The following is a 23,661-nucleotide window of genomic DNA, read 5'->3' on the forward strand; positions in this document are numbered from 1 at the left end:
GGGGATCTGGGGGGATCGCGGGGGTTCTGATGGGGAGGGGAAACCCCGAGGGGCTCGGTCGACGGACCGGGCCCCTCGAAACGTTCCTACGGTCTTTCCCAGGTCTTCCTGCGGTCGGCAGGTCAGAAGAAGACGCCGCAGCGCAGCAGCACATTCGCGTACGGCCGTGCCTCCCCGGTCCGTACGACCAGCCGCGCCCCGGCCGACAGCTCCTTGAGCCGCTCGTGCGTGACCAGCTCCAGCTCGGGAAACTCGCCCTCCAGCAGCGCGGCCGCCGCCGGATTCGCCTCGCGCACCTCCCGCGCCGCCGTCGCGCCCTCCACCGCCAGCTCGGCCAGCAGACCGTCGAGCACCTCGGCGAACGACGGCACCCCGGCCCGGAAGGCCAGGTCCACCACCCGGGGACCGTCGGGTATCGGCATGCCCGCGTCGCACACCAGCACCCCGTCGCCGTGGCCCAGCTCGGCCAGGGCGCCGGAGAGGTGACGGTTCAGGATTCCGGCCTTCTTCACAGCGCCTCACCTTGCCCCGACGCGCCGGGTGCGCCGGGTGCGTCGGCCGACCCTCTGCCGGGGGTCCGGGGGGCGTCCCCCGGATGGGCACAGCACAGCGCCTCGACCTCCGCCGCCGTCGGGAACGACTCCTGCGCGCCCTCCTTCGTGACCGCCGCGGCTCCGACCCGGGCCGCGTACGCCGCGGCCTTCGCCAGGGACGAGCCCGTCCCGAGCTTGAAGGCCAGCGCGGCCGTGAACGCGTCGCCCGCCCCCGTCGTGTCCACCGCGTCCACCTTCACGGACGCCACTCGCGTCACACCCTCCGCGGAGGCCACCAGCGCACCCCCGGCGCCCAGGGTCACGACCACCGAGCGGGGTCCCTTGGCGAGCAGGATCCGCGCCCAGTCCTCCGGCGTCTCGCCCACCGCCGAGTCGCCGAGGATCACCTTGGCCTCGTGCTCGTTCACGATCAGCGGGTCGCAGGCCGCCAGCACCTCGGCGGGCAGAGGGCGGGGCGGAGACGGGTTCAGGACGAAGCGGCTGTCGTCCGCCAGATTGCGTACGGCCTCGACGACCGTCTCCAGCGGGATCTCCAGCTGGGCCGACACCACCCGCGACGCCTGGAAGAGGCTCGCGGCGGCCCGTACGTCCTGCGGCGTGAGCCGTCCATTGGCGCCGGGCGAGACCACGATGCTGTTGTCCCCGGACGGGTCCACCGTGATCAGCGCGACCCCGGTCGGCGCGCCGCCGACCAGGACGCCCACCGTGTCGACGCCGGCCGCCCGCTGCGAGTCGAGCAGCAGCCGGCCGTGCGCGTCGTCGCCGACCCTGGCCAGCAGGGCCGTACGGGCCCCGAGCCGGGCGGCGGCGACGGCCTGGTTCGCGCCCTTGCCGCCCGGGTGGACGGCCAGATCGGAGCCGAGCACGGTCTCGCCGGCCCCCGGCCGACGCTCGACGCCGATCACCAGGTCGGCGTTGGCCGACCCTACGACCAGGAGGTCGTAGTCGTACATGAGTTGCTCCCCTGTCAGATCCCCATGGTGACGTGAGGCGGGCGGATCCCGCGGAGGACTCCGCCAAGGATCCGCCCACCCGTGGTTCTCAGCCCGTGAAGCCGGCCGCGTTCTCCTTCGTGACCACCTTCACCGGCACCATCACCGACTTCTCGACCTTGTCACCCGCGGCGGCCTTCACCGCGTTCTGTACGGCGATCCTGCCGAGCTCCGTCGGCTGCTGTGCCACCGACGCGTACAGCGTGCCCGCCTCGACGGCCTTCAGCCCGTCCGCGGTTCCGTCGAAGCCGATGACCTGGACGGACTTGCCGGCCTTGGAGCCCAGCGCCTTGATCGCGCCGAGGGCCATCTCGTCGTTCTCCGCGAAGACGCCGTCGATGTCGGGGTTGGCCTGGAGCAGGTTCGTCATGACGTCCAGGCCCTTGGTGCGGTCCCAGTCGGCGGGCTGCTTGGCGACGACCTCGATGCCCGGGTAGGCCTTCAGGCCCTCGGCGAAGCCGGAGCCGCGCTCACGGCTGGCGGAGGTGCCCGCCTGGCCCTGCAGGATCACGATCCTGCCCTTGCCGCCCAGCTTCTCGGCGAGCGACTTGGCGGCGAGCTTGCCGCCGGTGACGTTGTCGGAGGCGACGAGCGCGGCGGTGGTGGCGTTGTTGACCGACCGGTCGACGGCGACGAGCGGGATGTCCGACTTGTTGACGGCCTTCGCAGCCGGGGTCACCGCGTCGGAGTCCACCGGGTTCACGATGATCGTGCCGAGGCCCTCACTGGTGAAGTTCTGCAGCTGGTTGGCCTGCTGCGAGGCGTCGTTCTGCGCGTCGGTGACGGTCAGGTCCACGCCCAGCTTCTTCGCCTCGGCCTGCGCACCCGCCCGGATCTGCACGAAGAACGGGTTGTTGAGGGTCGACAGCGACAGCCCGATCTTCTGGCTCTTCGCCTCCGACGTGCCGCTGTGCAGGAAGGAGGTGGCGCCGACGATCGCCGCCGCGACGACGGCCGCGAGCAGATAAGTCGCCGCCTGCTTGCCCTTGTTGCCCCCGGTACCGGCCGCCACGGGAGTCGCCCCCGCCTTGCGCCGCACCGTGTCCAGCAGCACCGCCAGCGCGATCACGACACCGATGACGACCTGCTGCCAGAACGCGGACACCGAAAGGAGGTTGAGGCCGTTGCGCAGCACCGCCAGGATCAGCGCGCCGATCAGCGTCCCGGACGCCTTGCCCGTACCACCGGCCAGCGAGGCGCCGCCGATGACGACCGCCGCGATGGCGTCGAGCTCGTAGCCCTGTGCGGCCTGCGGCTGCGCGGAGGACAGGCGGGCGGCGAGCACGATGCCCGCGGCGGCGGCGAACAGACCGGAGAAGGCGTAGATCGCGAGCTTCTGCTTCTTCACCCGCAGACCGGACAGGCGGGCCGCCTCCTCGTTGCCGCCGATCGCGTACATCGAACGGCCGATGTACGTCCGCCCCAGCACGAACGCCGTGATCAGACCCATGCCGACCATCACGAGCACCGGCACCGGCAGCCAGCCGCCGAGGGTGTCGCCGAGGTGCGAGACCGAGTCGGGGAAGGCGATGGGGGAGCCCTGCGAGATCACCAGGGACAGACCGCGGGCCACCGACAGCATGGCCAGCGTCGCGATGAACGGCGGCAGCTTGCCGTACGAGACCAGGATGCCGTTGACCAGGCCGCACGCTATGCCGGTCGCGATCGCGAGGAGCACGGCGAGGAAGACCGGCACGCCTTCCGAAGTGGCGCTCCAGGCGAGGACGGTGGCCGACAGGGCCGCCACCGAGCCGACCGACAGGTCGATGCCCGCCGAGACGATCACGAAGGTCACGCCGAAGGCGAGGATGGCGGTCACGGCCGCCTGGACGCCGACGTTGAGGAGGTTGTCGGTCGTCATGAAGTCGCCGGACAGCGCCGACATCGCGATGACGAGGACGATCAGCGCGGTCAGCGCGCCGTTGTCGAGGAGGAGGCGGCGAAGCCCCGAGGCGCCACTCGCGCCCGTCGTGCTCTTGAGCGTGTCAGTGGCCACGGGAGGCCTCCGTTCCGGTCTTCTCGGAGTTCTTCTCAGAGTTCTTCTCAGTGGTGGGCTTGCTGACGGCGAGCGCCATGACCGAGTCCTGGGTCGCCTCGTCGGCGGTGAGTTCACCCGCGATCCGGCCCTGGGCCATCACCAGGACCCGGTCGCTCATGCCGAGGACCTCCGGCAGATCGCTGGAGATCATCAGGACGGCGGCGCCCTGAGCGGTGAGTTCGTTGATGAGCTGGTAGATCTCGACCTTGGCGCCGACGTCGATGCCACGCGTGGGCTCGTCGAGGATCAGCACCTTGGTGTCGGCGAGCAGCCACTTGCCGATGACGACCTTCTGCTGGTTGCCGCCGGACAGCGTGCGCACGTGCTGGCCGAGGCCCGCCATCCGCACACCGAGCTGCCCGGCGATCCGCGCCGCCGCCTCGCGCTGGCCCTTGAGGTCGACGAGCCCCGCGCGCGTGGCCGAACGCAGCGTCACCAGGCCGAGGTTCTCCTCGACGGACGCGTCCAGCACCAGGCCCTGGCCCTTGCGGTCCTCGGGGATCAGCCCGATGCCCGCGGTCATCGCCGCGTTGACGTCGTACTTGGGGAGGGAGGAACCGCCGACCTTCACGGCCCCCTTGTCGTACGGATCCGCCCCGAACACGGCCCGCACCACCTCGGTACGGCCGGCGCCGACCAGCCCAGCGATGCCGACCACCTCACCGGCGTGCACCTCGAAGCTGACGTCATGGAAGACGCCGTCCCGGGTCAGCCCTTCGACCGACAGCAACGCGGCCCCGCGATCGGCCCGTTCACGCGGGTACTGCTGTTCGATGGAGCGCCCCACCATGAGCCGTACGAGTTCGTCCTCGGCCGTGGTGGCCGGGACCTGCCCGACGCTCCTGCCGTCCCGGATGACGGTCACCCGGTCGCCCAAGGCGGCGATCTCCTCCAGGTGGTGCGTGATGAAGACGATCCCCACGCCGTCCTCGCGCAGCTTGCGCACGATGGAGAAGAGCTTGTCCACCTCTTCCGAGGTGAGCACGGCGGTCGGCTCATCCATGATCAGCACGCGCGCGTTCAGGCTGAGCGCCTTGGCGATCTCGACCATCTGCAGGCGGGCGATGCCGAGTTCACGCACACGCGCGCGTGGCGAGACGTTCACTCCCACGCGCGCGAGGAGCACCTCGGCGTCGGCCTCCATCCTCTTCCGGTCGATCATCCCGAAGCGGCGCGGCTGCCGTCCCAGGAAGATGTTCTCGGCGACCGTCAGATCGGGAACGAGGTTGAACTCCTGGTAGATGGTGGCGATCCCGAGGCGCTCGGAGTCCTGCGCACCATGGATGCGCGTCTCCTCACCGCCGACCAGGATCCGCCCGGCGTCGGGCGTATAGGCGCCGGAGAGCATCTTGATGAGGGTGCTCTTGCCGGCGCCGTTCTCACCGAGCAGCACATGCACCTCGCCCCGGCGCAGGTCGAAGTCGACGCCGTCCAGCGCGACCACGCCCGGGAAGGCCTTCCGTATGCCCTCGATGCGCAGCAACTCGTCCGCGTTGCTCACGACTGGCTCCTGTTCGTTACGGGGGACGGCTCCGAGGGAGCCGGTGGTTCGCCGCAGGAGCGGCGTACGACGAGACGGGCGGGGAGGGTGACGGACTCGCCGGGCCGTCCCTCGATGCGGTCGACCAGGGCCCGTACGGCGGCCCGGCCCAGCTCGCCCGTGGGCTGGGCGATCGCGGTGATCGGCGGATCGGTGTGCACGAACCACCGGATGTCGTCGAACGCGGCCAGGGCGAGGTCGTCCGGCACACGCAGGCCACGCGCGCGTACGGCGTCCAGCGCGCCGAGAGCCATCAGGTTGTCGGCCGCGAAGACGACCTCGGGCGGCTCGGGCAGGTCGAGGAAGCCCTCGGTGACCCGCCGCCCGCTCTCGGCCTGGAAGTCGCCCTGCCCTATGTAGGCGTCGGGGAGTTCGAGCCCGTAGGCGCCGAGCGCCTCCCGGAAGGCCTCGACGCGCTCCCGTCCGGTGGTGGTCGCCGCGGGGCCCGCGATGATGGCGAGCCTGCGATGCCCCAGCCCGTGCAGATGCGCGACGAGATCCCGTACGGCACCCCGCCCGTCCGATCGCACCACCGGCACGTCCACGCCCGGGATCCACCGGTCCACGAAGACCATCGGCGTCCCCCCGCGCGCGGCGTCCAGCATCAGCGGGGAGCCGCCGTCGGTGGGGGAGACCAGGAGGCCGTCGATACGGCGGTCCAGCAGGTTCCGCACATGATGGTCCTGGAGGTCGGGCCGCTCGTCGGCGTTGCCGATGATGACGCTGTAGCCGAGCGCGCGGGCCTCCTCCTCGACGGAGCGGGCCAGCTCGGTGAAGTAGGGGTTCATCACGTCGCTGATGACCAGGCCGAGGGTGTGGGTCTGGTCGGTGCGCAGGGAGCGGGCGACGGCGTTCGGGCGGTAGCCCAGGGTCTCGACGGCGGCCAGCACGCGCGTGCGTGCCTCGGCGCTGACCGACGGATGGTCGTTCAGGACGCGCGAGACCGTGGCGACGGAGACGCCCGCCTCGGCAGCGACGTCCTTGATGCTCGCCATCGCCGCTCCACCTCCTTGTGGATCGTTCGATCGTTCATGGAAATCGATGGTCGATGGCCTGGTGGAATCGATTACATCGACGTGTACGGAGGATTGGAATCGATTACACGGGGGTTAATCAAGCCCTCAACCACATCCCGAGACCGGATCGTGATGTCGCGGGGCTGCCCGGGGCGGTTCAGGCTGGAAGTACAGGTGTCGTTTCCTCGGGGCCCTTGCGGGCCGGAGCGGAGGAGTCATGACGGCAGCGGCTCGAAATGACGTCCCTGTCGCGATGGAAGGCGACGGCGTGGAGTTGCGCATCAAACCGATGGGCGGCGGGATGTCGGTCGGCTACATACGCCTGCCGCAGGGCACGGACATGGGCCCGGCCCTGAAGGGCATGCCCGGCGACGCGTGCCAGTGCCCGCACTGGGGCTACCTGCTCAAAGGGCGGCTGGTGATGCACACGGCCGAGGGCGAGCAGACGTACGAGGCGGGGCAGGCGTACTACTGGGCGCCGGGTCACGTCCCCGTGGCCCTGGAGGACTGCGAGTTCGTCGAGTTCTCGCCCACCGAGGACTTCCAGAAGGTCATCGACCACGTGAAGTCGCAGGCCGGCTGAGCTGTCGGTGCCGGGCGGTACCGTCGGATCATGTCCAATCAGGCGGGGGCCTCCCAGGCGGGTGAGCGGCGACTGGCCACGCTCGAAGGCGTACTCGAACGCATCACGTACGCCAACGAGGAGAACGGCTACACGGTCGCCCGCGTCGACACAGGGCGCGGCGGCGGCGACCTCCTCACGGTCGTCGGCGCGCTGCTCGGCGCCCAGGTCGGTGAGTCGCTGCGGATGGAGGGGCGTTGGGGCTCCCACCCGCAGTACGGCAAGCAGTTCACCGTCGAGAACTACACGACACTCCTTCCTGCCACCGTCCAGGGCATTCGCCGCTACCTCGGCTCCGGGCTGGTCAAGGGCATCGGCCCGGTCTTCGCCGACCGCATCACCCAGCACTTCGGCCTGGACACCCTGAAGATCATCGAGGAGGAGCCGAAGCGCCTGATCGAGGTCCCCGGCCTCGGCCCCAAGCGCACCAAGAAGATCGCCGACGCCTGGGAGGAGCAGAAGGCGATCAAGGAGGTCATGCTCTTCCTCCAGACCGTGGAGGTGTCCACCTCCATCGCCGTGCGCATCTACAAGAAGTACGGCGACGCCTCGATCTCCGTCGTGAAGAACCAGCCGTACCGGCTGGCGGCCGACGTCTGGGGCATCGGCTTCCTCACCGCCGACAAGATCGCCCAGTCCGTCGGCATCCCGCACGACAGCCCGGAGCGTGTGAAGGCGGGCCTGCAGTACGCGCTGTCGCAGGCCACCGACCAGGGCAACTGCTACCTCCCCGAGGAGCGGTTGATCGCGGACGCGGTGAAGCTGCTCCAGGTCGACACCGGGCTCGTCATCGAGTGCCTGGCGGAGCTGGCCCAGGTCCCCGAGGACGGCGGCGACCCCGGTGTCGTACGGGAGAAGGTCCCCGGTCCCGACGGCGGCTCGGGCGATCCCGTCACCGCCATCTATCTCGTCCCCTTCCATCGGGCCGAACTCTCCCTCTCCGCCCAGCTGTTGCGCCTGCTGCGCACCGACGAGGACCGGATGCCGGGCTTCCGTGACGTGGCCTGGGACAAGGCGCTGGGCTGGCTCAAGGGCCGTACGGGCACGGCCCTGGCCCCGGAGCAGGAGGCCGCCGTCAAGCTGGCGCTGACGCAGAAGGTCGCCGTGCTGACCGGCGGCCCCGGCTGCGGCAAGTCCTTCACGGTCCGCTCGATCGTGGAGCTGGCCCGTGCCAAGAAGGCCAGGGTGGTGCTGGCCGCCCCCACGGGACGGGCCGCCAAGCGGCTCGCCGAGCTCACCGGCGCCGAGGCCTCCACCGTCCACCGCCTCCTGGAGCTCAAGCCGGGCGGCGACGCGGCGTACGACAAGGACCGCCCGCTCCAGGCCGACCTGGTGGTGGTCGACGAGGCGTCCATGCTGGACCTGCTGCTCGCCAACAAGCTGGTCAAGGCCGTACCGCCCGGTGCCCATCTGCTCTTCGTCGGGGACGTGGACCAGTTGCCGAGCGTCGGTGCGGGGGAGGTGCTGAGGGACCTCCTGGCGGACGGCAGCCCGATCCCGGCCGTACGGCTGACCCGCGTCTTCCGCCAGGCCCAGCAGTCGGGAGTCGTGACGAACGCGCACCGGATCAACGCCGGGCAGCACCCGGTCACCGACGGCATGAAGGACTTCTTCCTCTTCGTCGAGGACGACACGGAAGCGGCCGGACGGCTCACGGTGGACGTGGCAGCCCGTCGCATTCCGGCCAAGTTCGGCCTCGACCCGCGCCGGGACGTCCAGGTCCTCGCCCCCATGCACCGCGGGCCCGCCGGCGCGGGCACCCTGAACGGCCTGCTCCAGCAGGCCGTCACCCCCGGGCGCCCCGATCTGCCGGAGAAGCGGTTCGGCGGGCGGGTCTTCCGCGTCGGCGACAAGGTCACCCAGATTCGCAACAATTACGAGAAGGGGAAGAACGGTGTCTTCAACGGCACCGTGGGCGTGGTCACCTCGCTCGACCCGGTCGACCAGCGCCTGACGGTGCTGACGGACGAGGACGAGGAGGTTCCGTATGAATTCGACGAACTGGACGAACTGGCGCACGCGTACGCGGTGACGATCCACCGTTCACAGGGGAGTGAATATCCCGCCGTGGTGATCCCCGTCACCACCGGAGCATGGATGATGCTCCAGCGGAACCTGCTGTATACGGCGGTGACCCGCGCCAAGCAACTGGTCGTCCTCGTGGGTTCACGCAAGGCGATCGGCCAGGCGGTGCGCACGGTGTCGGCGGGGCGGCGCTGCACGGCGCTCGACTTCCGCCTCGCGGGCTTCTCCTGAGCCCTGCTCGCGTCCTGTCGCCGGACCCGCCTCTGACCTGGCGATTCGTGAGGCATCGAAAAAAATGATCGATCAAACGAGTCGTGAAGGTCACAGAGCACTTCCGGATGGGGAAAACAGCGGGCAGGATGACAAGTTGGCGGCACTCAGTGCCGCCAATAGGCCCAATGGTCGACCCCGAGTGCACTCTCCTGAGCCGAATGGGGGAGGGTAGAGACAGTCAGGGCAACCTCGAAGATGAGGCACAACGTCGGTGAGGGAAGACGTGAGCGACAACTCTGTAGTACTGCGGTACGGCGACGGCGAGTACACCTACCCGGTGATTGACAGCACCGTCGGCGACAAGGGCTTCGACATCGGCAAGCTCCGCGCCCAGACCGGTCTGGTGACGCTGGACAGCGGCTACGGCAACACCGCCGCCTATAAATCCGCCGTCACCTACCTCGACGGCGAGGCGGGCATCCTCCGCTACCGCGGCTACCCGATCGAGCAGCTGGCCGAGCGCTCCACCTTCCTGGAGGTGGCCTACCTGCTGATCAACGGTGAGCTGCCCACCGTCGACGAGCTCTCGACCTTCAAGAACGACATCACGCAGCACACCCTGCTGCACGAGGACGTCAAGAACTTCTACAAGGGCTTCCCGCGCGACGCCCACCCGATGGCCATGCTGTCGTCGGTCGTCTCCGCGCTGTCCACGTTCTACCAGGACAGCCACAACCCGTTCGACGAGACGCAGCGCAACCTCTCGACGATCCGGCTGCTCGCCAAGCTTCCGACGATCGCGGCGTACGCGTACAAGAAGTCGATCGGCCACCCGTTCGTCTACCCGCGCAACGACCTCGGTTACGTCGAGAACTTCCTGCGCATGACCTTCTCGGTGCCGGCGCAGGAGTACGACCTCGACCCGATCGTCGTCTCGGCCCTGGACAAGCTGCTGATCCTGCACGCGGACCACGAGCAGAACTGTTCGACGTCCACGGTCCGCCTGGTCGGCTCGTCCCAGGCCAACATGTTCGCGTCGATCTCGGCCGGCATCAACGCGCTGTGGGGCCCGCTGCACGGCGGTGCCAACCAGTCCGTGCTGGAGATGCTCGAGGGCATCCGTGACGCGGGCGGCGACGTCGACTCCTTCATCCGCAAGGTGAAGAACAAGGAGGACGGCGTCCGCCTGATGGGCTTCGGCCACCGGGTCTACAAGAACTTCGACCCGCGCGCCAAGATCATCAAGGCTGCCGCGCACGACGTCCTCTCGGCCCTCGGCAAGTCCGACGAGCTGCTGGACATCGCCCTGAAGCTGGAGGAGCACGCGCTCTCCGACGACTACTTCGTCTCGCGCAGCCTCTACCCGAACGTCGACTTCTACACCGGCCTGATCTACCGGGCCATGGGCTTCCCGACCGAGATGTTCACGGTCCTGTTCGCCCTCGGCCGGCTCCCGGGCTGGATCGCCCAGTGGCACGAGATGATCAAGGAGCCGGGCTCCCGCATCGGCCGCCCGCGCCAGATCTACACGGGCGTCGTGGAGCGCGACTTCGTGCCGGTCGAGGAGCGCTGACACCTGCAGGTGGGGGCGCCGGGTCACTGGCGCCTGTGGGTGGGGTCGTCCTCGCGTTTGGGGATTCCCTGCCCTGCTTCCCGGTGCTGACAGAGCCCCGCGCACGGCTTCGGCCGGGTGTGGGGCTCTTGTGTGTGCGGCCCGCGGATATGCGCGGATAGCAGAAGGCGCCCTGGCGGCGGTCCCCCCACGGGCCGACGTCCAGGGCGCCTTCCCATGTCCCGGTGCGGATTCCCCCCACGGGATCCGGCCGGGCGTCTGAGAGACCAGCGCCTGAATCGCTGTCTTTCGGTACTGCCGTTGAGCAGAACGAGCAAAAACCGTCGTACTCATGGGTGTGCGGTCTGCCGGGACAGCGCACACTCGGGAGGGCCGCTCAAAGCTTCCCGAAGTGCGTGCCCCGGCAACGCAACTCTGAGGAAGTCCCCCAAGACATCCTCAGATGCCAGTAAGCGCCCCCCAAGACGCTGCCTGACATCGTCAACTTAGACCTTCGAACCCCTTCGATGGTTACCTTCACATCACTGTGATCTGCGTCTCTTGCATATGTCCGTTAGATGCGCAAGAGCCCCGATATGGCGATCGGGGTCCAAGCGTAAGGATGATGCGTGAGCCTTGTGAAGAGCTTATGTGAGCTGGGCGTCGGACTCCAGAGGGACCCAGGGGGGTTCTTACTACGAATTCACCGGAACGTCCGCAGTCGCAAGCTGTTCGTCACCACGAACACCGACGAGAAGGCCATCGCGGCGCCCGCGATCATCGGGTTCAGCAACCCCGCCGCGGCCAGCGGCAACGCGGCGACGTTGTACCCGAAGGCCCACACGAGGTTGCCCTTGATCGTGGCCAGCGTCCTCCGGGACAGCCGGATCGCGTCCGCCGCCACCCGCAGATCCCCGCGCACCAGCGTCAGATCGCTGGCCTCGATCGCCGCGTCAGTGCCGGTGCCCATGGCGAGACCCAGATCGGCGGTGGCGAGCGCGGCCGCGTCGTTGACGCCGTCGCCGACCATGGCGACGCACCGCCCCTCGCGCCGCAGTCGCCGTACCGCTTCGACCTTGTCCTCGGGCAGGACCTCCGCGATCACCTGATCGATACCGACCGCGTCCGCCACCGCTTCGGCGACCGCCCGGTTGTCCCCGGTCAGCAGTACCGGAGCGAGCCCCAGCGCGCGCAGCTCGCGCACCGCCTCGGCGCTGGTCTCCTTCACCGCGTCCGCTACGGCGACGACACCGCGGGCCGCTCCGTCCCACCCGACCACGACGGCCGTACGACCGTCCCTCTCGGCCTCTTCCTTGGCGCGGGCAATCCCCGTGGGCAGCGCGTCGAAAAGGCGCCCCACGGCCACGTCACGGCCCTCCACGCGTGCGCGTACGCCCCGCCCGGGCACGTTCTCGAACCCCGTGACCTCCGGCAGCGGCCCGACCCGCTCCTGCGCCCCCGCGGCCACCGCCCGGGCGACGGGATGCTCGGAGGCGTGCTCGACGGCGCCCGCGAGGCGCAGCACCTGTTCCTCGTCCTCGCCCTCGGCGGCGTACACCTTCTGGAGGGTCATGCGACCGGTGGTGACCGTGCCGGTCTTGTCCAGGACGACGGTGTCGACCCGGCGCGTGGACTCCAGCACCTCGGGGCCCTTGATCAGGATGCCGAGCTGCGCCCCGCGTCCCGTGCCGACCATGAGGGCCGTGGGAGTGGCCAGGCCCAGTGCGCACGGGCAGGCGATGATCAGGACCGCGACGGCCGCGGTGAACGCGGCGACCGTGTCGCCGGTGACGCCGAGCCACGCCCCGAAGGTGGCGACCGCGAGGACGATGACCGTCGGCACGAACACCGCGGAGATCCGGTCGGCGAGCCGCTGCACCTCGGCCTTGCCGTTCTGTGCGTCCGCCACGAGCTTCGCCATCCGCGCCAGCCGGGTGTCGGCGCCGATCCGGGTCGCCTCGACGACCAGCCGGCCTCCGGCGTTGACGGTCGCACCGGTCACCGCGTCCCCGACCGTCACATCCACCGGCACCGACTCCCCGGTCAGCATGGCGGCGTCCACCGCGGAGGTGCCCTCGACGACGGTGCCGTCGGTGGCGATCTTCTCGCCGGGCCGTACGACGAACCGGTCGCCGACGGCCAGCCGGTCCACGGGGACGCGGAGCTCGCGGCCGTCCCGCAGCACGGACACGTCCTTCGCGCCCAGTTCCATCAGCGCCCGCAGCGCGGCCCCCGCGCGGCGCTTGGCGCGTGCCTCCAGAAAGCGTCCGAGGAGGATGAACGTGACGACCCCGGAAGCCACTTCGAGGTAGATCTGCGAGGCGCCGTCCACGCGCGCGACCGTGAACTCGAAGTCGTCGCGCATGCCGCTCATGCCCGCGTCGCCGAAGAACAGCGCCCACAGCGACCAGCCGAACGCGGCCAGCGTGCCCATCGAGATCAGCGTGTCCATGGTCGCCGCGCCGTGCCGGGCGTTCGTGAACGCGGCCCGGTGGAAGGGCAGTCCGCCCCAGACGACGACCGGTGAGGCCAGGGTGAGCGCGAGCCACTGCCAGTTGTCGAACTGCAGGGCCGGGATCATCGACAGCGCGATGACGGGGACGGCGAGCAGGGCGGAGACCGTGAGGCGCCGGCGGTAGCCCGCCAGTTCGGGGTCTTCCGCCAGTTCGGGGTCTTCCGGCGCCGCCTGGCGCGCGGGTTCCGGCGGCGCCGGCTCCGTCGCCGTGTAGCCCGTCTTCACCACCGTGGCGATCAGGTCGGCGACCTGGATGCCCGCCGGGTAGCTGACCTTCGCCTTCTCCGTCGCGTAGTTCACCGTGGCGGTCACGCCGTCCATGCGGTTCAGCTTCTTCTCGACGCGGGCCGCGCAGGAGGCGCAGGTCATCCCGCCGATGAGCAGCTCCACGTGGGAGGTGCCGGTCGTGTCGGCCGTCTCGGCTATCGGCGGTTCTTCGGTGGTGCGGGTCATGACCAGGCTCAGACCTTGGCGACCAGTTCGAAGCCGGCCTCGTCGACGGCCGCGCGCACGGCTTCCTCGTCCAGCGGGGCCGCGGAGACGACGGTGACCTCACCGGTCGACGCGACGGCCTTCACCGAGCTGACACCGGGGAGCTCGGAGATCTCGCCGGAGACGGCACCCTCGCAGTGCCCGCAGCTCATGCCGCTCACCTGGTAGACGGCGGTGACGGAACCCGGGGTGGTGTCGGTCTGGGCGGTCATGTCGTTCTCCTCGTCGAGGCGTGCGGTGTGGGGTCGAGGCCTGTGGGGCCGACGGGACCCAGGGGGTCCCTCTCCTATCACGCTATACCCCTGCGGGGTATTCCTCCGAGCTCAAGATGGGGGCTGTGCCCGGCGGTGGAGGGTGGATCACGTCGGGGTTGCCTCGAACCTGGGAGCTGATTCGTGCGCCCCTTGGCGGAAGGCGATGTGCGTCAGGTCGCGGTTCGCGTCGTGTCGCCGCGTCCGAGTCGGGTGCCCACCAGTGGATCCAGGTAACGGAACAGGGCGTTCTTCAACTCCTGGACGTAGGCCTCGCGCTCGGCGCCCCCCTCGATCCGGGACAGCAGGGTCGCGTGCAGGGCGTCGTGCTTCTCGGTGATGCGGCCGGGCACGCGTGCCGTACCGCAGACCGGGTGGAGCGTCTAGCGTTCGCGATGATCTCCGTGCAAGGGGCGCGGTCGAAAGGAGACGGGGATGCGGGCTGTGGTGTTCGAGCGGTACGGGGAACAGGCCGAGGTACGTGAGGTGCCCGACCCCCACCCCGCCCCCCACGGAGTGACGGTGCGCGTCGAGGCGACGGGGCTGTGCCGCAGCGACTGGCACGGCTGGCAGGGCCACGACCCGGACATCACGCTGCCGCACGTGCCGGGCCATGAACTCGCCGGTGTCGTCGAGGCGGTGGGCGACCGGGTGACGCGCTGGGCCCCCGGCGACCGGGTCACCGTGCCCTTCGTGTGTGCCTGCGGCAGCTGCGGGGCGTGCGCGGCGGGCGACCAGCAGGTGTGTGAGCGCCAGACCCAGCCCGGCTTCACCCACTGGGGCTCCTTCGCCCAGTACGTGGCGCTGGACCACGCCGACGTCAACCTGGTCGCCGTTCCCGAGGAGATGTCCTTCGCCACCGCGGCCTCGCTCGGCTGCCGGTTCGCCACCGCGTTCCGGGCGGTCGTGCAGCAGGGCCGGGTTGCGGCGGGGGAGTGGGTCGCGGTGCACGGCTGCGGAGGGGTGGGCCTGTCGGCGGTGATGATCGCGGCGGCGTCGGGGGCGAGGGTCGTGGCGGTGGACGTCTCACCGCAGGCCCTGGAGCTGGCCCGGAAGTTCGGGGCGGCCGAGTGCCTGGACGCGTCGAGCACGCCGGACACGGCGGCGGCGATCCAGGCCCTGACCGGCGGCGGCGCCCATCTCTCCCTGGACGCCCTCGGTTCACCCGCCACCTGCGCCGCGTCGGTCAGCGCCCTGCGCCGCCGGGGCCGGCACGTCCAGGTGGGCCTGCTGCCCTCGACGTCCGGCACGACCCCCGTCCCCATGGCCCGCGCGATCGCCCTCGAACTGGAACTCCTGGGCAGCCACGGCATGGCGGCGCACACCTACCCGCCGATGCTGGAGCTGGTACGGGCGGGTGTGCTGCGGCCGGATCTGCTGGTGACGTCGACGATCCCGCTGGAGGCGGTGCCGCAGGCGCTGACGGCGATCGGGACGGCACCGGGAGCGGGGGTGACGGTGATCGAGCCGTGGAGCTGACGCTCCCTCACCGCCGGGACGGGGCCGCCCACTCGCGGTCGAGAATGGCCATGAACACCGAGTCGACCCACTCGCCGTCCCGCAACTCGGCTTCCCGCCGAACCCCCTCCACCACGAAACCGACCTTCTCGTACACCCGCAGGGCACGGTGGTTGTAGCTGTACGCCTCCAACTCGATGCGGTGCAGCCCGAGTTGCTCGAAGCCATGGCCGACTATGAGACGGGTGGCCTCGGTGCCGAGTCCCCGATCGCGCCCGTTGGGCCCGATGACCGTGCGGAACGTACAACTGCGCTCCTGGGGATCCCACTCGTACAGGACGACCTCGCCGACGAGTTCGCCGGTGGCGCGGTCGGTGACGGCGAGGTCGAGGCGGTCGGGCTGGTCGGACCGGGAGCCGTACCAGGAACGCAGCCGATCCGGGGTGAGTTGCTGGGAGGGCTCGCCGGTGAAGCGGGTGACCTCGGGGTCCTCGATGATCTCCCACATGACGTCGGCGTCGGCCTCCGTGAACGGCCGGAGGACGGTCTTGTCACCGATGAGCGTGGGTTTGACGGAGAAGTCCATCGGGCGACTGTGCCCCACGCGGCCGGCGGGGCACAGCTGGTTTTTCCGGGAGGTCAGTCCGATCTGCGCCCTCGGTTTCCCGGCCGGGACGCCACCCAGGCCCGGACCGTGTCGGCGTACCAGAAGGGCTTGCCGCCCTCCACATGGTCCGGCGGCGGCAGCAGCCCGTGCTTGCGGTACGACCGCACGGTGTCCGGCTGCACCTTGATGTGCGCCGCGATCTCCTTGTAGGACCAGAGCCTTCGGTCGGTCATCGATTGCACCTCCCTGCGCGCGCCGCGGCGGCGACCAGGAGCGGTCGTCGGGGGTACCGGGCGCTGCGCTGGCGATCACAAAGCCTGTGTCCCGTGAACGACGCGTCGTGAGGAGGAGCAAGGGCCTGTGCACCGGGTGTGACGCAAGACCCGCGTACTTGCGACATGCGTGACAGGAAAGGTGAGTTTGTGACACGGATGCCGCAAAGGCGCACACGGGCGCGAGGGCGCGGCGCGTTGACGGACGCCGCCCCGGCCCCACCACGCACCCAAAGGTCTGGTCCGAATGTCTGGACAAAACATTGACAGGGCTGTGTGCGGCGGACTACAAAGCCGGGAGAGCCGATACGAAGGGAACGCGATGGCCTACGACCTGATCACCATGGGGCGGATCGGAGTGGACCTCTACCCGCTGCAGACCGGCGTCCCGCTGCCGCAGGTCACGTCCTTCGGCAAGTTCCTCGGCGGCTCGGCGACGAACGTCGCGGTCGCCGCGGCCCGCCTGGGACGCCGTACCGCGGTGATCACCCGCACCGGCGACGACCCCTTCGGCACCTACCTCCACGAGGCCCTCCAGGGCTTCGGCGTCGACGACCGCTGGGTCACCCCGGTCCCCGGCCTGCCCACCCCGGTCACCTTCTGCGAGGTCTTCCCGCCGGACGACTTCCCGCTGTACTTCTACCGGCGGCCCAAGGCCCCGGACCTGGAGATCGACGCCCACGAGCTCGACCTGGACGCCATCCGCGACGCCCGTATCTTCTGGATCACCGGCACCGGCCTGAGCGAGGAGCCCAGCCGTACGGCGACGCTCGCGGCCCTCGCCCACCGTGCCAAGTCCGGTACGACGGTCTTCGACCTCGACTGGCGCCCCATGTTCTGGAAGGACCCGGCACAGGCCCGCCCCTTCTACGCGGAGGCCCTCAAGCACACCACCGTCGCCGTCGGCAACCTCGACGAGGTGGAGGTCGCCACCGGCGTCCGCGAGCCCCATGCCGCCGCTCGCGCGCTCCTCGACGCCGGCGTCGAGATCGCCGTCGTCAAGCAGGGCCCCAAGGGCGTCCTCGCCGTCAACAGCAAGGGCGACCAGGCCGAGGTCCCGCCCCTCCCCGTCAACGTCCTCAACGGCCTCGGCGCCGGCGATGCCTTCGGCGGCTCGCTCTGCCACGGCCTGCTGGAGGGCTGGGACCTGGAGAAGATCATGCGGCACGCCAACGCCGCCGGCGCCATCGTCGCCTCCCGCCTGGAGTGCTCCTCCGCGATGCCGACGCCGGACGAGATCGAGGCCGCGATCGCCGCGGGGGCCGTCAAGTGACCGTCGACATCGCGGAACTCGTCCGTATCCGCACCCAGCGCCCCGAGGCGATCGCGGAGGCCGCCGCCCGCCGCACCCGGCGCCCCCTCCTCGGCGACTCCGGCCGGCTGATGATCGTCGCCGCCGACCACCCGGCCCGCGGCGCCCTCGGCGTCGGCGACCGGAGGCTCGCCATGGCCAACCGCGCCGACCTGCTCCAACGCCTCTGCCTGGCGCTGTCCCGCCCCGGCGTCGACGGCGTCCTCGCCACCGCCGACATCCTCGACGACCTGCTGCTGCTCGGCGCCCTCGACGGCAAGGTCGTCATGGGCTCCATGAACCGCGGCGGCCTCCAGGGGGCGAGCTTCGAACTCGACGACCGCTTCACGGGCCACCGCCCCGAGGACATCCAGCGCCTCGGCTTCGACGCAGGCAAGCTGCTCCTGCGCATCGACTACGACGACCCGGGCTCCCTGACCACCCTGGAGTCCACCGCCCGCGCCATCGACGAGATGGCCGCACGCCGGCTCCCGGTCTTCGTCGAGCCGTTCATCAGCCGCCGCACCCTGGAGGGCAAGGTCGTCAACGACCTGTCCGCCGAGGCCGTCACCAAGTCCATCGCCATCTCCTCCGGTCTGGGCGGCACCTCCGCCTACACCTGGCTGAAGGTGCCGGTCACCGACAACCCCGACGACATGGCCGAGGTCATGGCGACCTCCACGCTGCCCGCCGTACTCCTCGGCGGAGAGGTCGGGGACGACCAGGACGGGGCATACGAGAAGTGGCGGGGCGCTCTCCAACTGCCCACCGTGCGCGGCCTGGTGGTCGGCCGCTCACTGCTCTACCCGGCGGACGGGGACGTCGCCGCCGCGGTGGACACTGCCGTGGGACTGCTGTGAGGTCCCCATGTCCACGAGCCGTACGTTCGACCAAGAACGACCCGTACATGCACGACGCGTAGTTCCCCGTCGGCTCTCCCAGCGGAGCGCCGACGCACAGATCGCCTCCGGCGCGGGTGGCCGCTTTGCTTTGGCAGGAGCGAAGTGCGAGCGAAGACTCCCCGCCCGCTACGGCCCCGCGCCGGAGGTCCGTCGAGTCGTACGGGGCGGTGGAGCCGTACGGGAGTGGTGGATCTGCTTCCAACCGGCCCACGTAGAAGGCACAGGGGGTTATCGATGACCTCAATGACGAGGCTCACGGTCGCACAGGCGCTCGTCCGCTTCCTGTCCGCCCAGTACACCGAGCGCGACGGCGTACGACAGCGCCTGATCGGCGCCACCTGGGGCATCTTCGGCCACGGCAACGTGGCCGGGATCGGCCAGGCGCTGATCGAGTACGGCGATGAGATGCCGTACCACCAGGGCCGTAACGAACAGGCCATGGTGCACGCGGCGGTCGGTTACGCCCGCCAGTCCAACCGCCTCTCCACCCACGCGGTGACGACCTCCATCGGCCCCGGCGCGACCAACCTCGTCACCGGCGCCGCGCTCGCGACCATCAACCACCTCCCGGTCCTGCTCCTCCCCGGCGACATCTTCGCCACCCGCCCCGCCGACCCGGTCCTCCAGCAGCTGGAAGTGCCGTACGCGGGCGATGTGTCGGTCAACGACTGTCTGCGCCCGGTGTCGAAGTACTTCGACCGGATCACCCGCCCGGAAGCCCTGCTCCCCTCGGCCCTGAACGCCATGCGGGTGCTGACGGACCCCGTCGATACCGGCGCCGTGACGCTGGCGCTCCCGCAGGACGTGCAGGCCGAGGCGTACGACTGGCCGGACGAGTTCTTCGCCGAGCGCACCTGGGTCGTACGACGCCCTGGCGCCGACCCGGCCGAACTCGCCGAGGCCGTCCGGGCGATCAGGTCAGCCCGCAGGCCCCTGGTCATCGCGGGCGGCGGCGTCCACCACAGCCGCGCCGAGGCAGCGCTCGCCGAGTTCGCGGAGGCCACGCGCATCCCGGTCGCCTCCACCCAGGCCGGCAAGGGCTCCCTGCGCTACGACCACCCCCAGGACGTCGGCGGTGTCGGCCACACCGGCACCGCCACCGCCGACGAACTCGCCCGCACCGCCGACCTGGTGATCGGCGTGGGGACCAGGTACACGGACTTCACCACAGCCTCCGGCACCCTCTTCGCCGGCGAGGGCGTGCGCTTCCTCAACCTCAACATCGCGCCCTTCGACGGCCACAAGCTCGCCGGGCTGCCGCTGATCGCGGACGCCCGCTCGGGCCTGGAGGAGCTGACCCAGGCCCTGGAGATCCACGATCACCGGGTCGCCGACACCTATGTCGCCGAGTACACGGAGGACAAGGACCGCTGGGAGCACCGCGTCGACGCCTGCTACGAGGCCGACGAGCCCGACGTACGGCCGACGCAGCCGCAGGTCCTGGGCGCGCTGGACGCGATCGTCGACGAGTCGGACGTGATCATCAACGCGGCCGGTTCCCTCCCCGGCGACCTGCACAAACTCTGGCGGGCGCGCTCGCGGGACCAGTACCACCTGGAGTACGGCTACTCCTGCATGGGCTACGAGATCCCGGCCGCCATCGGCGTGAAGATGGCCGCCCCGGAACGGCCCGTGTGGGCGCTGGTCGGGGACGGCACCTATCTGATGATGCCGACGGAGATCGTGACGGCCGTGCAGGAGGGCGTCGCGATCAAGGTGTTGCTCGTGCAGAACCACGGGTACGCGTCCATCGGCGGCCTGTCGGAGGAGACCGGCGCGGAGCGCTTCGGCACTGCCTACCGCCACCGCGCGGACGACGGCACGTTCACGGGCGCCCCGCTCCCCGTCGACCTGGCCGCCAACGCCGCGAGCCTCGGCATGCGAGTGCTGCGCGCGAAGACCGTACGGGACCTGCGCGAGGCGCTCGCCGAGGCCCGCGCGGCCGACACTCCCACATGTGTCTACGTCGAGACCGAAACGGCAGACACTGTGTCGGGCCCGCCGCCCGCGCAGGCCTGGTGGGATGTTCCTGTGGCCGAGACCGCGACCCGACCGTCGGCGGTCAAGGCACGTGAGCTGTACGAACGGCACGTCTCGACCCGACGCCGCCATCTGTGAAGGAGTATCTGGGCATGACGAAGATCGTCAACCACTGGATCGGCGGCAAGACCGCCGAAGGCGCGTCGGGCACGTTCGGGCCGGTCACGGACCCGGCGACCGGCGCGGTCACCACGAAGGTCGCGTTCGCCTCGGTCGACGAGGTGGACGCGGCGGTCGCGGCCGCCAAGGAGGCCTACGCGACCTGGGGCCAGTCCTCGCTGGCTCAGCGCACCTCGATCCTGTTCAAGTTCCGTGCGCTGCTGGACGCCAACCGGGACGCGATCGCCGAGCTGATCACCGCCGAGCACGGCAAGGTGCACTCCGACGCCCTCGGTGAGGTGGCGCGCGGCCTGGAGATCGTCGATCTCGCCTGTGGCATCAACGTGCAGCTGAAGGGCGAGCTGTCGACGCAGGTCGCGAGCCGCGTGGACGTCTCGTCGATCCGGCAGCCGCTGGGTGTCGTCGCAGGCATCACGCCGTTCAACTTCCCGGCGATGGTCCCGATGTGGATGTTCCCGATGGCCATCGCGTGCGGCAACACCTTCGTGCTGAAGCCGAGCGAGAAGGACCCGTCGGCCTCCATCAAGATCGCCGAGCTGCTGGCCGAGGCCGGTCTCCCGGACGGTGTCTTCAACGTCGTCCACGGCGACAAGGTGGCCGTCGACCGCCTCCTGGAGCACCCGGACGTCAAGGCCGTCTCCTTCGTCGGCTCGACCCCGATCGCCCGCTACATCCACACCACCGCCTCCGCCAACGGCAAGCGCGTCCAGGCCCTCGGTGGCGCCAAGAACCACATGCTGGTCCTCCCGGACGCCGATCTGGACGCGGCCGCCGACGCCGCCGTATCGGCCGCCTACGGCTCCGCGGGCGAGCGCTGCATGGCCATCTCCGCGGTCGTCGCGGTCGGCTCGATCGGCGACGAGCTGGTGGAGAAGATCCGCGAGCGCGCCGAGAAGATCAAGATCGGTCCCGGCAACGACCCGACCTCCGAGATGGGCCCCCTGATCACCGCCGCGCACCGTGACAAGGTGGCCTCCTACGTCACGGGCGCGGCGGCCGAGGGCTGCGAGGTGATCCTCGACGGCACCGGCTACACGGTCGACGGCTTCGAGGACGGCCACTGGATCGGCATCTCCCTCCTCGACAAGGTGCCGACCAGCGCGAAGGCGTACCAGGACGAGATCTTCGGCCCGGTGCTGTGTGTGCTGCGCGCCGAGACGTACGAGGACGGCGTGGCCCTGATCAACAGCTCGCCGTTCGGCAACGGCACCGCGATCTTCACCCGGGACGGCGGCGCCGCCCGTCGCTTCCAGCTGGAGATCGAGGCCGGCATGGTCGGCGTGAACGTCCCCATCCCGGTCCCCGTCGGCTACCACAGCTTCGGCGGTTGGAAGGACTCCCTCTTCGGCGACCACCACATCTACGGCAACGACGGCACGCACTTCTACACCCGTGGCAAGGTCGTCACCACCCGCTGGCCCGACCCGGCCGACGCACCCTCCGGCGTCGACCTGGGCTTCCCGCGCAACCACTGACGCCGAGAGCGTCCGGGGCCGTCCGCATCGCGGACGGCCCCATTTTTTTGCGGGCACGCGCTGCGGTTCCCGCACGCCCGGAAGTCGCCCTGGGGTTGGCCTTGATGCAACGTTAACGCGCGTCAAATCGATCTCTGGCAACGAATTCCGTAGGTGAACACCCATTGACGTGACGGTTTCCGTCGATGTTGCATCCCCCTCGTGACCGACACCCTCACCCCCGTCGAGGGCGCCGTCGTCGAGGCGCCGGACAGCCCTCAGAAGCTCAAGCGCTCGATCGGCGTCATCGGCGGCACCCTGCTCACGCTCTCCTGCGTGACCCCCGCCTCCACCCTCTTCGTGGTCGTCCCCGACCTGTTCGGCTCGCTCGGCACCGCCACCGCCCTGACGATCGCCATCGGCTCCCTGCTCTGTATCGCCGTGGCGTTCTGCTACTCGGAGCTGGGCACCCTCATCCCCAGCGCGGGCGGCGAGTACGCGATGGTCTCCACGCTGGCCGGACGGCTCGCGGGCTGGCTGGTCTTCGTGCTCTCCCTGCTGGTCGTCATGATCGTCCCGCCGGTGATCGCGATGGGCACGGCCGACTACCTCGCCCCGATCGTCCACCTCGACCCGTCCCTGGCCGGCGCCGGCGTCATGCTGCTCGCCACCCTTGCTGGCCTGCTCGACCTGCGCGCCAACGCCTGGATCACCGGAGTCTTCCTGGTCCTGGAGGTCATCGCGGCGGCCGTGGTCGCCGTGCTGGGCTTCGCGCACGCCGAGCGCGGACCCGGCAGCCTGGTCTCGATGGAGGTGGCCGGCGCGGACGGCCGTACCGACACCGTGACCGCCCTGCTGATCGTCTCCGGACTGGCGATCGCCCTCTTCGTCACCCAGGGCTTCTCGACCGCCGTCTACCTCTCCGAGGAAATGGAGAACCCGCGCCGCAACGTCGCCCGCACGGTCCTCGCCACCCTCGGCATCTCCGCCGTGATCATCCTGGTCCCGGTCGCCGCCATCACCCTGGGCGCGTCGAACCTCGACGAACTGACCGGCGGCGACATCAGCACCATGGTCACCGCCTGGTCCAACTCCGCCGTCGGCACCTTCGTCAGCCTCTGCGTGGCCCTCGCGATCATCAACGCGGGCATCGTCATGGTCATCCAGAACTCCCGCGTCCTGTTCGCCTCGGCCCGCGACAAGGCCTGGCCGAAGCCGGTCAACAACGTCCTCGCCAAGCTCGGCCGCTTCGGCTCCCCGTGGGTCGCCACCCTCACGGTCGGCGTCCCCGGCGCCGCCCTGTGCTTCGTGAACCTGGACACCCTGTACGGCATCACGGGCGTCTCGGTGACCGGCATGTACCTGCTGGTCGCGGTGGCGGCGCTGCTGGTCCGCCGAGGTGCCCACAAGCACGGGCAGGCGTGGCGCATGCCGCTGTGGCCGGCGATGCCGGTGCTGCTGATCGCGGTGCTGGTCTACATCCTGAGCCAGCAGGAGACGAGCCATCTGCTGTGGACGGGCGGCATAACGGCGGTGGCGACCCTGTATTGGGCCCTGTACCTGCGCCCCCGTAGGGAAACCCGCTGGCTGGTATCGATTCCGGAAGAGGAGACGCCCTGAGGGGCGCGGGGAACTGCGCGAGTACCCCCGCAAACCCGCAGTCGGCCGACAACAGAAGCGACCGAGCCCTCACCGCCCTACCACGAA

The 23,661-nt window shown here is 70.1% G+C and carries 18 protein-coding genes and 2 pseudogenes; 10 read left to right on the forward strand and 10 right to left on the reverse strand.

From position 1 onward, the window contains the following. Nucleotides 1-122: 122 nt before the first annotated feature. From rbsD to ACTMVF_RS05565, 5 genes are all read right to left on the reverse strand, one after another. Nucleotides 123-512 carry a D-ribose pyranase gene (rbsD, locus tag ACTMVF_RS05545; RefSeq protein ID WP_441269807.1) on the reverse strand — a complete coding sequence of 130 codons (390 nt, stop codon included), beginning with the start codon at nucleotides 510-512 and terminating at the stop codon, nucleotides 123-125. Continuing rightward, entirely contained in the window at nucleotides 509-1,507 is a 999-nt protein-coding gene (locus ACTMVF_RS05550) for a ribokinase (protein WP_441269808.1), read from the reverse strand. Before ACTMVF_RS05550 ends, rbsD begins: the two co-directional genes overlap by 4 nt. 88 nt (nucleotides 1,508-1,595) lie before the next feature. Further along, nucleotides 1,596-3,542: an ABC transporter permease/substrate-binding protein gene (locus ACTMVF_RS05555; protein ID WP_441269809.1), complete on the reverse strand. Its 1,947-nt coding sequence runs from the start codon at nucleotides 3,540-3,542 to the stop codon at nucleotides 1,596-1,598. Then, nucleotides 3,532-5,085 (reverse strand): sugar ABC transporter ATP-binding protein, encoded by a 1,554-nt coding sequence (locus ACTMVF_RS05560; protein ID WP_441269810.1) that lies wholly within the window; start codon nucleotides 5,083-5,085, stop codon nucleotides 3,532-3,534. The genes ACTMVF_RS05555 and ACTMVF_RS05560 overlap by 11 nt, the downstream gene beginning before the upstream one ends. Then, the gene (locus ACTMVF_RS05565) at nucleotides 5,082-6,119 is read right to left on the reverse strand and encodes a LacI family DNA-binding transcriptional regulator (protein ID WP_441269811.1); all 1,038 of its coding nucleotides are present in this window, start codon (nucleotides 6,117-6,119) and stop codon (nucleotides 5,082-5,084) included. The genes ACTMVF_RS05560 and ACTMVF_RS05565 overlap by 4 nt, the downstream gene beginning before the upstream one ends. Nucleotides 6,120-6,357: 238 nt before the next feature. Between ACTMVF_RS05565 and ACTMVF_RS05570 the strand changes: the two genes are divergently transcribed. The 3 genes from ACTMVF_RS05570 to ACTMVF_RS05580 all read left to right on the forward strand — a co-directional run bounded on the left by ACTMVF_RS05570 (nucleotide 6,358) and on the right by ACTMVF_RS05580 (nucleotide 10,573). Next, nucleotides 6,358-6,723 carry a hypothetical protein gene (locus ACTMVF_RS05570; RefSeq protein ID WP_441269812.1) on the forward strand — a complete coding sequence of 122 codons (366 nt, stop codon included), beginning with the start codon at nucleotides 6,358-6,360 and terminating at the stop codon, nucleotides 6,721-6,723. 30 nt (nucleotides 6,724-6,753) lie between these two features. Continuing rightward, nucleotides 6,754-9,018, forward strand: coding sequence for an SF1B family DNA helicase RecD2 (gene recD2 / locus ACTMVF_RS05575; RefSeq protein WP_441269813.1), 2,265 nt, complete (start codon nucleotides 6,754-6,756; stop codon nucleotides 9,016-9,018). 265 nt (nucleotides 9,019-9,283) lie between these two features. Continuing rightward, a complete protein-coding gene (locus ACTMVF_RS05580) occupies nucleotides 9,284-10,573 on the forward strand; it encodes a citrate synthase (RefSeq protein WP_302000583.1) in 1,290 nt (429 codons plus the stop codon). A 682-nt stretch (nucleotides 10,574-11,255) separates the two neighbouring features. Here the strand turns inward: ACTMVF_RS05580 and ACTMVF_RS05585 are convergent. The 3 genes and pseudogenes from ACTMVF_RS05585 to ACTMVF_RS05595 form a co-directional block, all read right to left on the reverse strand. After that, nucleotides 11,256-13,520 (reverse strand): heavy metal translocating P-type ATPase, encoded by a 2,265-nt coding sequence (locus ACTMVF_RS05585; protein ID WP_441269814.1) that lies wholly within the window; start codon nucleotides 13,518-13,520, stop codon nucleotides 11,256-11,258. Between the two features lie 8 nt (nucleotides 13,521-13,528). Further along, nucleotides 13,529-13,771 carry a heavy-metal-associated domain-containing protein gene (locus ACTMVF_RS05590; protein ID WP_441269815.1) on the reverse strand — a complete coding sequence of 81 codons (243 nt, stop codon included), beginning with the start codon at nucleotides 13,769-13,771 and terminating at the stop codon, nucleotides 13,529-13,531. A 212-nt stretch (nucleotides 13,772-13,983) separates the two neighbouring features. After that, nucleotides 13,984-14,163 (reverse strand): annotated as a pseudogene (locus tag ACTMVF_RS05595) (TetR/AcrR family transcriptional regulator); the annotation flags it as partial. 82 nt (nucleotides 14,164-14,245) lie between these two features. Between ACTMVF_RS05595 and ACTMVF_RS05600 the strand changes: the two are divergent. Beyond that, a complete protein-coding gene (locus ACTMVF_RS05600; protein WP_441269816.1) occupies nucleotides 14,246-15,289 on the forward strand; it encodes a zinc-dependent alcohol dehydrogenase family protein in 1,044 nt (347 codons plus the stop codon). A 7-nt stretch (nucleotides 15,290-15,296) separates the two neighbouring features. Here the strand turns inward: ACTMVF_RS05600 and ACTMVF_RS05605 are convergent, their stop codons facing one another. Continuing rightward, a complete protein-coding gene (locus ACTMVF_RS05605) occupies nucleotides 15,297-15,854 on the reverse strand; it encodes a GNAT family N-acetyltransferase (protein WP_441269817.1) in 558 nt (185 codons plus the stop codon). Between the two features lie 53 nt (nucleotides 15,855-15,907). Further along, entirely contained in the window at nucleotides 15,908-16,108 is a 201-nt protein-coding gene (locus ACTMVF_RS05610) for a helix-turn-helix transcriptional regulator (RefSeq protein ID WP_302000589.1), read from the reverse strand. A gap of 361 nt (nucleotides 16,109-16,469) precedes the next feature. Here ACTMVF_RS05610 and iolC point away from each other — a divergent pair, with 361 nt between their 5' ends. The 6 genes and pseudogenes from iolC (at nucleotide 16,470) to ACTMVF_RS05640 (ending at nucleotide 23,574) form a co-directional block, all read left to right on the forward strand. Continuing rightward, nucleotides 16,470-17,420, forward strand: coding sequence for a 5-dehydro-2-deoxygluconokinase (gene iolC / locus ACTMVF_RS05615; RefSeq protein ID WP_441269818.1), 951 nt, complete (start codon nucleotides 16,470-16,472; stop codon nucleotides 17,418-17,420). Beyond that, nucleotides 17,417-18,298, forward strand: coding sequence for a Cgl0159 family (beta/alpha)8-fold protein (locus ACTMVF_RS05620; protein ID WP_441269819.1), 882 nt, complete (start codon nucleotides 17,417-17,419; stop codon nucleotides 18,296-18,298). Before iolC ends, ACTMVF_RS05620 begins: the two co-directional genes overlap by 4 nt. Before the next feature lie 82 nt (nucleotides 18,299-18,380). Next, nucleotides 18,381-18,512: pseudogene (locus tag ACTMVF_RS05625) on the forward strand (5-deoxy-glucuronate isomerase); the annotation flags it as partial. 62 nt (nucleotides 18,513-18,574) lie between these two features. Beyond that, the gene (gene iolD / locus ACTMVF_RS05630; protein WP_441269820.1) at nucleotides 18,575-20,458 is read left to right on the forward strand and encodes a 3D-(3,5/4)-trihydroxycyclohexane-1,2-dione acylhydrolase (decyclizing); all 1,884 of its coding nucleotides are present in this window, start codon (nucleotides 18,575-18,577) and stop codon (nucleotides 20,456-20,458) included. A 14-nt stretch (nucleotides 20,459-20,472) separates the two neighbouring features. Continuing rightward, a complete protein-coding gene (gene mmsA, locus ACTMVF_RS05635; RefSeq protein WP_441269821.1) occupies nucleotides 20,473-21,975 on the forward strand; it encodes a CoA-acylating methylmalonate-semialdehyde dehydrogenase in 1,503 nt (500 codons plus the stop codon). 201 nt (nucleotides 21,976-22,176) lie between these two features. Continuing rightward, a complete protein-coding gene (locus ACTMVF_RS05640) occupies nucleotides 22,177-23,574 on the forward strand; it encodes an APC family permease (protein WP_441269822.1) in 1,398 nt (465 codons plus the stop codon). Nucleotides 23,575-23,661 lie beyond the last annotated feature (87 nt).

The sequence above is a fragment of the Streptomyces sp. SD31 genome, assembly GCF_052068475.1.
In the GTDB taxonomy this organism is placed as follows: Bacteria; Actinomycetota; Actinomycetes; order Streptomycetales; family Streptomycetaceae; genus Streptomyces.